The sequence below is a fragment of the Carnobacterium sp. 1290_CSPC genome (assembly GCF_001053265.1).
Classification (GTDB): Bacteria; Bacillota; Bacilli; order Lactobacillales; family Aerococcaceae; genus Aerococcus; species Aerococcus urinaeequi.
The window spans coordinates 1-5,193 of record NZ_JVVG01000043.1 but is presented as its reverse complement, the minus strand read 5'-3'; the positions used below and the strand labels follow the sequence as shown (position 1 = coordinate 5,193).

Here is a 5,193-nt window from a genome sequence, read left to right as displayed (position 1 = left end):
AAAAATAGTGTCAATGAGATTCAATATGAATTCTCACCAACACTATTTATTATAGAACCTTTTTTTATTAAATTCGTAAACTGATGATTACTTCTATATACCTGAGATAAGCTCAGATATTATTCAACTGGTGCAAAACCATACTCATCCCAAGCGGGTACTTGACCACCGTGATATACCTCGTCAATTAAGCTTGCTGTTTCCTCTGTTTGGTAAATTTCTACAATTTGTTTAAATGTTTCATTATCAGCTTCATCTGTTCTAGCTGCAATTACATTAATATATTGTTGAGCTGATTCAGAATTTGGCTCTAAGAATAAAGCATCTTCTTTTGGTGAGTAACCCGCATCTACCGCGTAACCCCCATTAATCACTGAGAAGTCGACATCGTTTATTGAACGGGCAGTTTGCGCTGCATCCACTTCTTGGATATCTAAGTTATAAGGATTTTCGGTAATATCATCAACAGTTGGTGTAAATGACGCAGATGCTTCTTCATCCAGTGTAATAAAGCCAGCTTCTTGTAATAAGTTTAAGGCACGACCACCATTCGTTACATCATTTGGAATAGCCACTGATTGTCCTTCACCAATTTCTTCAATTGATTCATGTTTTTCAGAATAGATCCCTAAAGGTGTGATAATTGTGTTACCGATTGGTGTGAAGTCATTATCTGATGCTTCCTCATAGTTATTCATGAAGATGATTGTTTGGAAGGAGTTCAAGTCAATTGACCCGTCCGCTAAGGCATCATTTGGCGTATTGTAGTCATTGAATTTTACCAATTCAATATCGATGTCGTATTCTTCTTTCGCACGTTCAGCCACGTTATCCCAAACTGTCGTGTCATCACCAACAACCCCGATTTGTACCGTGTTATCTTCTGTACTACCACATGCAGCCAACAATAATGACGATCCTAAAGTAAACCCAACTAATTTAACAAATTTTTTCATATTTATTTCCCCTTTTCATTTTCCCAGTCTTTTCAATAAAAAAGCCCTTAGTCCAAACAGCTAAACTAGCTATCTCGACTAAGGACGCATTTCACGTGGTACCACCTTACTTTAGAAAGATATTCTTTCCCTCACTCCTACGCCATATTCAAAATACAGGATAGGATTAGCGGATAACGGCGCCACACGAGCTCATCTTATGACCAAAATGGTCACTCGAATCACTTCTACCTCAAGGACCATTTTCAATACTTACCAATAGTTTCTTTCACCAAACGAAACCTCTCTAAAATTGATGCCTATTTACTTATCCCGTCTTCGGTAATGTCTAACTAAATAATAGCTAAATTGCTATAACCTGTCAACGGCAGAGAGATTTGGGATTTATATCAATAATAATCGGTGAAAACTATCACGATAATCTTATTTTCTGAATAGGCTCACTACGTAAATAGAAAGTTTAGCTCAATTGTAATCTTTCTAAACAAATGGCTTATACTTTCATCCATAAAAAAGAGAACCATCCGCAGACAGTTCCCCCATAATATATCGTTATCGCTTAACCAAATTAAATTTTATCAAACATCTCCGCTAAATAACGGTAAGATTGCAGGCGTTTCTCTTCGTCGAAAATCGGTGCATAAACTAAAATTTCGTCTATACCAAGCGTTTCAATTTCATCATCCAGAATGGCTTTCACCGTTTCTTTAGACCCCTTGATAATAAATCGTTTAGCTAAGTAGTCCTCTAACAAGGCTTGAGCCCCAACACCTAAACTGTAGTCTTTAGCCTCTTCAGGACTCATATTCGGCAAGAGTTGACCAGTCCTAATCCCCATTTGCATCAATTCAATGGGTTTAGCTAAATAATCTGCTTCCTCATCTGTTTCGCCCACAATGATCATATAAGACACCATGACTTTGGATTTTTGGAAAAATGCACTCGGCTCAAACCGGTCCCGGTACAATTTAAAAACGTCCGGATCCGTTTCAATCCCAAAGAATTTAGCAAAGGCATAACCCAAGCCCATTTGTGCCGTCACCATGGCTGATTGACCTGAAGACCCTAGCATCCAAGGTTCAGTTAGGTGCTTGAGGTTTTGTGGCATGGCCCGGACCTTACCATAAAAATCTGGTGCTTGTTTATCCGCCAAATAATCTAAAATGACTTGGATTTTATCATACATGTCTGTAAAGGTTTGTGGCCGCCCTTCAGCCAGTGCCTTAATTTCATCCGGTCCTGAACCTGGCGCCCGTCCTAGCCCAATATCAATCCGTCCTGGCGCTAAAGCCGTCAGCAACTTAAAATTTTCTGCAATCTTCAGCGGTGAATAATGCATAATCATGGTACCACCCGTACCCAAATGAATGCGGTCTGTTTTAGCTGCCGCATAAGCGACCAACATCTCCGGTGACACCGACGCCAAACTTGGCATATTATGATGTTCCGCAAACCAATACCGGTTATAATTCATTTTCTCAATCTCTTGGACAAATCGCATGGTACGTTCAACCGCACCTTCAGCCGATTCCCCTTTACTTATCGTCACTAAATCGTGCACGCCTAATTCCACAAAAAACATCCTCTCTATTCTTATGCTCCCTACTATTATAGCCGGTGCATCTTGAACTAGAAAGAAATACGACTTGACTAATCCTGACTTTAATTAAAAAACTAATCCTTGTGCTAAATAAGCCACCAAATTCAAGACCCCAGCCAATAGCATGATCACCACTGGGTCCCACTTGGTTTTAAATAATAAAGTTAAACATATAGCAAAAATGACAATCGCAACGATGTTGATGGTTTGTACCCCCACCACTTGGTCGCCCCAAAAGCTCGTCACTAGAATAGACATCCCTGCCGTCGCAATCATAGCTACAACCGCTGGACGAAGGGCTTTTAGCACATACTGCAGTGAATCCAAATTCCGGTATTTCATGTAAACATAGGCCAAAATGGTTACCAAAATAATCGATGGAAAGACCGATCCAAGCGTCGCCACAATCCCACCTGGTACACCCGCAATCTGATTGCCCACAAAAGTCGCCGAATTTATGGCAATCGGACCTGGCGTCATTTGAGAAATGGTAATCAAGTCCGTAAACTCTTGCTGGCTTAACCATTGGTGGTTGGTCACAATTTCATCCTGGATTAAAGGTAAGGCCGCATACCCGCCCCCAAAGCTAAAAGCACCCACCTTTAAAAAAGAAAGAAACAGTTGTAGATAGATCATGCCTTTTTCCCTCCTTTAAAATGGTCAAACAAGAATTTACCCAAACCTAAAGCTGCAGCCGTTAAAATAATCAAGACCACATTGATGTTGAAGATATAATTGGCCACAAAAGCCAGGAACATGGCCGTAATCAACCATGGATTCTTGGTGTCAGTGACCTCTTTCCCCATTTGAATGACTACCGCCACAATGACTGCAGCCACCCCAGCCTGCATCCCTTCTAGTAACAAGGAAATCCAGACATTAGACCGAAAAGCGTCATAGAAGAAAGAAATCAGGGTGATAATGGTAGACGGCGGGATAATCGTTCCAACCACAGCCGTTAAAACGCCCGCCAACCCTGCCAACTTATAACCAATTACAATCGCTCCATTAACCGCAATGGCACCCGGTGCCGACTGGGCAATCGCCACCAAATCAAGCATCTCATCTTTATCAATCCAACCCAAATCATCCACAAAAGTCTTCCGCATCAAGGTGATAATCACATAACCCCCACCAAAAGTGAAAGCAGACAAAATAAGGGTCGATATAAATAATTGCCGTAAAATCGCTAACTTATTATCTGATTGTTTATTCTCCATAAGATTCCCTCCCCATAAAATCCGTATCTTACCTTCACCCTCCATTATACAGAATTGGCCCTGAGAATTTGAAAAATAACTCCTTTATGTGGCATGCGTTTCATCCAAACTCATGCTTCATTATAGATAAATGCATTTGTTATTGCTTGTATCCAAGTTTACGATTTATTTCTGTAGCCAAGTATTCCATTCTATTTTTATGGATCTTATAAACTGAAAGATATATCAATAAGAAAACCATTATATTCCCAAGCAATGGTATAACATTTATCGGTTTGGGTGTGAAGATAACTTGGAGTAGGATTAATCCCCCTAGTTGAGCAGAACTGTTAGCAAGGTGATACTGGATAGCTGTTTTAAAATCGATAGTAGCCACTATATTGGCAATTATAGTCATTAATAAAACCAATACCGCCATTAGAATCAAATCCAAACTTGAAATATTTTTATTCTCGGTTCTAATAGCTGAGGAAATAGCACTTAGTAAAACTAGTACTGAGTAAATATAAGTCATATTAGCAAGATTATAATTAAAAAAGTTTTTCATTTGATGCTCTCCTTTATATGTTTAGATATGCTTTAATGTCCTTTGTATAATGACGATTGATCACTAATTTTTCTAAATTCAGTAATTTAGCTTCCAATTTGTAATTCGGCAGTACCGAAACACTTTTTAGATAATCCATATTTAAAAGTGTGTTTTTACTTATCCGCAAGAAACTAGTATTTAATAACCGTTCTTCAAAAAAATAGAGTTTCTCTTTACTTTCAAATACTAATTGGTCTGTGTATAAGAACGTGAGGTTATCCACACTTTCTATATAGCAAACATCTTTCATATTGATAAAATGCGTCTCACCTTGATACTTACCCGGTAAATCAATATTCTTCTCTTCTACTAGATTAATCAATTGCTGAAGTTTACGATCATATGTTTTATAAGTCACTTCTATCATCGCTTCTTCAATATTGGCATCTTCTTTCAGTAATAATCTCATTCATACCCTTCTTTCAATTTGTTATAACCCATTTTATGTTTGCTAAATCTTAAAATCAACACATCCTTAGCGAAGTGCATTGAATCAAATCTCAAATGCAAAAAAAGGTATAAAAAAAACACCAACGCATAAATCGTTGATGCTTCATTTGATACCGGTGGCCGGGGTCGAACCGGCACGTCCGTAAGGACACAGGATTTTGAGTCCAGCGCGTCTGCCAATTCCGCCACACCGGCAAATCAATATAATATTTGCATGTTTTTCAAAAAGCGTGAAAGGCGGTAGTCGGATTTGAACCGGCGATCAAGCTTTTGCAGAGCCATGCCTTACCACTTGGCTATACCGCCATAAATAAAAAAACTGGGATAGCTGGATTCGAACCAACGCATGACAGAGTCAAAGTCTGTTGCCTTACCGCT

General features: G+C 39.0%; 6 protein-coding genes, 2 tRNA genes and 1 other annotated feature. All 8 genes read right to left on the bottom strand.

The features are described from left to right. Positions 1-119: 119 nt before the first annotated feature. The 8 genes from AC973_RS03165 to AC973_RS03130 all read right to left on the bottom strand — a co-directional run bounded on the left by AC973_RS03165 (position 120) and on the right by AC973_RS03130 (position 5,121). Positions 120-956, bottom strand: a complete 837-nt coding sequence (locus tag AC973_RS03165) for a MetQ/NlpA family ABC transporter substrate-binding protein (RefSeq protein WP_048727193.1) — start codon at positions 954-956, stop codon at positions 120-122. 77 nt (positions 957-1,033) lie between these two features. Continuing rightward, positions 1,034-1,284 (bottom strand) — a binding site (T-box leader). A 240-nt stretch (positions 1,285-1,524) separates the two neighbouring features. Beyond that, the gene (locus AC973_RS03160) at positions 1,525-2,538 is read right to left on the bottom strand and encodes an LLM class flavin-dependent oxidoreductase (protein ID WP_192828980.1); all 1,014 of its coding nucleotides are present in this window, start codon (positions 2,536-2,538) and stop codon (positions 1,525-1,527) included. Between the two features lie 84 nt (positions 2,539-2,622). Beyond that, positions 2,623-3,192: a chromate transporter gene (locus AC973_RS03155; protein WP_048727187.1), complete on the bottom strand. Its 570-nt coding sequence runs from the start codon at positions 3,190-3,192 to the stop codon at positions 2,623-2,625. Next, the gene (locus AC973_RS03150; RefSeq protein WP_048727184.1) at positions 3,189-3,776 is read right to left on the bottom strand and encodes a chromate transporter; all 588 of its coding nucleotides are present in this window, start codon (positions 3,774-3,776) and stop codon (positions 3,189-3,191) included. Before AC973_RS03150 ends, AC973_RS03155 begins: the two co-directional genes overlap by 4 nt. A 139-nt stretch (positions 3,777-3,915) precedes the next feature. Beyond that, positions 3,916-4,323, bottom strand: a complete 408-nt coding sequence (locus AC973_RS03145; RefSeq protein ID WP_048727180.1) for a hypothetical protein — start codon at positions 4,321-4,323, stop codon at positions 3,916-3,918. Between the two features lie 13 nt (positions 4,324-4,336). Continuing rightward, positions 4,337-4,774 (bottom strand): LytTR family DNA-binding domain-containing protein, encoded by a 438-nt coding sequence (locus AC973_RS03140; protein WP_048727177.1) that lies wholly within the window; start codon positions 4,772-4,774, stop codon positions 4,337-4,339. 152 nt (positions 4,775-4,926) lie between these two features. Further along, positions 4,927-5,010 (bottom strand) — tRNA-Leu (locus tag AC973_RS03135). A 40-nt stretch (positions 5,011-5,050) separates the two neighbouring features. Continuing rightward, a tRNA-Cys gene (locus tag AC973_RS03130) sits at positions 5,051-5,121 on the bottom strand. Positions 5,122-5,193 lie beyond the last annotated feature (72 nt).

Coding starts and splice junctions, on each gene's coding strand:
- AC973_RS03140 (WP_048727177.1), bottom strand. CDS start 4,774: ATGAGATTATTACTGAAAGAAGATGCCAATATTGAAGAAGCGATGATA.
- AC973_RS03155 (WP_048727187.1), bottom strand. CDS start 3,192: ATGATCTATCTACAACTGTTTCTTTCTTTTTTAAAGGTGGGTGCTTTT.
- AC973_RS03145 (WP_048727180.1), bottom strand. CDS start 4,323: ATGAAAAACTTTTTTAATTATAATCTTGCTAATATGACTTATATTTAC.
- AC973_RS03150 (WP_048727184.1), bottom strand. CDS start 3,776: ATGGAGAATAAACAATCAGATAATAAGTTAGCGATTTTACGGCAATTA.
- AC973_RS03160 (WP_192828980.1), bottom strand. CDS start 2,538: ATGTTTTTTGTGGAATTAGGCGTGCACGATTTAGTGACGATAAGTAAA.
- AC973_RS03165 (WP_048727193.1), bottom strand. CDS start 956: ATGAAAAAATTTGTTAAATTAGTTGGGTTTACTTTAGGATCGTCATTA.